Consider the following 2,701-nt stretch of genomic DNA (forward strand, 5'->3'; position numbering starts at 1 on the left):
TGACCCGGGCCATCGTCACACCTCTAAAGAACACAACCGCTCACCTGCAATCCATCGCCGAGGGGGACGGAGATCTCACCCAGCGCCTGCCGGCGCAGGGGCGAGATGAGGTGGCGGACCTGTCCCGTGCCTTCAACGGCTTTGCCGAGCGCGTACACGGACTGGTGAAGCAGATGGTAGGGGCCTCCGCGCAATTGGCGGCAGCGGCCGAAGAATTGTCTGCCACCAGTAGTGAGACGCGTCAACAGGTGCGCAATCAGCAGGCAGAAGTGGAGCAGGTGGCCACCGCCATGAATGAGATGGCAGCCACGGTTCAGGAAGTGGCTCGCAATGCTACCGAGGCAGCCAGCACCACACGAAACACCGATGAGCAGTCCAGGGAAGGGACGCAGGAGGTCGAGCGGACCATCGAAACCATTCAGGCGCTGGCCCGGCAGGTGGAAGAATCCGCCGAGGTCATTGGCACGGTTTCGGCAGACAGCGATGAGATCGGCAAGATCCTCGATGTCATCCGGGGCATCGCCGAACAGACCAATCTACTGGCTCTGAATGCGGCCATCGAGGCCGCGCGGGCCGGTGAGCAGGGTAGAGGCTTTGCGGTGGTGGCCGATGAAGTCCGCACCTTGGCCTCCCGCACCCAGGCTTCCACTAACGAGGTGCAGGAGATGATCGAACGCCTGCAGTCTGGTGCCGCAACCGCGGTCAAATCCATGGGCGAAGGGCGCAGCAAGGCCCGCGCGGGCGTGGAGCAAGCGGCTCGCGCAGGCGAGTCCCTGCAAGTCATCAACCGTTCCATAGGAACCATCAATGACATGAATGCCCAAATTGCCAGTGCTGCCGAGGAACAATCCGCCGTGGCCGAAGAAGTCAACCGCAACGTGGTCAACATCAGCGATGGCGTTGAGCATGCTGCCTCGGGCGCCGAGCAGATCAATGCCGCCAGCGAAGAGCTGGCCCGCCTGGCTGCGGATCTGCAAGACCGCGTGGGGCGTTTCAAGGTTTGATGAGGGAGGTACACCTGGGGCACTGGCGTATGTCTGGATTGGTCATGCCGGAGCCGTGCTGATCGCCATCGGTCTACTGGCCATGGCCATTTTCCTGCCACGACTGGTGCGGCGCATTCGTCGTGAACCGGTACCGGCCCTGGATGACTTGCCGGACGAGCGTGAACCGCGATGAAACATTGACCATTAAGGGGAGACACCTTTTCCGGTCACCCTTTCCCAAAGGGCCCCAGCTCCCAAGGCCTGCCAACTGACCTTCCGCCTGGCACCGTGGGAGCCGGCCTGCCGGCGATGCGCTGCGCCAGCAGCGCCCGGGCCAGGCTTTGTGCCCGCCGCCTTCGCGGGCGAGGCCCGCTCCCACAAGGGGCTTGGATCCAACTCAAAAGGGGACAGACCCCTTTTCCCAAACGCCCCAGCTCCCAGGGCCTGCCAACTGACCTTCTGCCTGGCACCGTGGGAGCCGGCCTGCCGGCGATGCGCTGCGACAGCAGCGCCCGGGCCAGGCTTTGTGCCCGCCGCCTTCGCGGGCAAGGCCCGCTCCCACGGGGGGCTTGGATCCCACAGGGGGGGGGCTGCCCCACAGGGAGCATCAGATCCCACGGGAGCCACCTCCAACAGGAAATCCCTCAGTGAGGCTGGTCCAGTTGCAGGGCCTTCACTTCATCCAGGGACAGACCGGTGGTCTGAGCGATCTGCTCTTCAGTGAGCGCACCCAGCTTGAGCAGGTTAATGGCGGTTTCACGAGCATTTTCATGCCGGCCCTCCTGCCGGCCCTTCTGCTCACCTTCCCGCCGGGCTTCACTCAGCAGCGACACTTCATCACGCAGCGCACGCTCCCGCACAAACGCCAGCCGCTGCGCTTCTTCGTCGGCACTGAGCTCCCGGATGCGGCTCATGGCACGCTGGACCGGGTCGTGGACAACCTTGGCCATGATGAATTCCTCCCGCCAATGCTTGAAAAAGGTGATCCAGGCCCGCAACGGACCTTCCGGTAAGCCAAGACGATCCGCCTTGTTCAATTCGATCAGGTTCATCTGCAGGATGTTCCCCAGCGACACCTGCGGCTGGCGTTCATCCCGCATCTCGAACCGCCACACCGCCTGCTGGCGCTCAGCCTCGCTGCCAATGAACAGATCAAAGTCCAGCAAGTGAATCCCCACCGAGGCACGCAGCTCCTGATAGTCTTCGCCCGCATTCAGCTGGGTGCCCAGGGTGCGGGCCAAGTAGAACAGACCCCGCTTGTGCCAGGCACCATAGCGGCGAACCTGAATCTCCACATTGTAGCAGTGGCCCTGACGATCGCGGGCCAGCACATCCAGGATAATGTACTTGCCGGTGAGCTCACTGGGCTCGATGGTGGGATTGAGTACCTCGACGCTGGCAATGTTCGGGAGATCCGGGCGCAGGTCGTTGATCAGGTCCACCAGCAAATCCGGCGCCTCAGCGAACAGCCGCTTGAACACATAATCGTTGGTAGGGTCGAGGAGATCACTCATCGGGTGGGCTCGGGCTGTTGGGTTTGGCTGATAGTTTGCCAGATCCCGCCTGGTCCCGATCCGAGGAGCTATCCTTGGGTTTTGTGCCCACCGCCATTCGCGGGCGAGGCCCGCTCCCACGGGGGCTTGGATCCAACTCAAAAGGGGACAGACCCCTTTTCCCAAAAGCCCCCGCTCCCAGAGCCTGCCAACTGACCTTCT

The 2,701-nt window shown here is 62.9% G+C and carries 2 protein-coding genes; one reads left to right on the forward strand and one right to left on the reverse strand.

From position 1 onward, the window contains the following. Nucleotides 1-1,004: methyl-accepting chemotaxis protein (locus LPW29_RS14980; protein ID WP_238628677.1), on the forward strand; the 1,004-nt coding region annotated here is incomplete at its 5' end. A 626-nt stretch (nt 1,005-1,630) separates the two neighbouring features. Here the strand turns inward: LPW29_RS14980 and LPW29_RS14985 are convergent. Further along, nucleotides 1,631-2,500 (reverse strand): Rpn family recombination-promoting nuclease/putative transposase, encoded by an 870-nt coding sequence (locus LPW29_RS14985; protein ID WP_238628678.1) that lies wholly within the window; start codon nt 2,498-2,500, stop codon nt 1,631-1,633. Nucleotides 2,501-2,701: the final 201 nt, after the last annotated feature.

This window comes from Ectothiorhodospira sp. 9100 (genome assembly GCF_022227565.1).
In the GTDB taxonomy this organism is placed as follows: Bacteria; Pseudomonadota; Gammaproteobacteria; order Ectothiorhodospirales; family Ectothiorhodospiraceae; genus Ectothiorhodospira; species Ectothiorhodospira marina.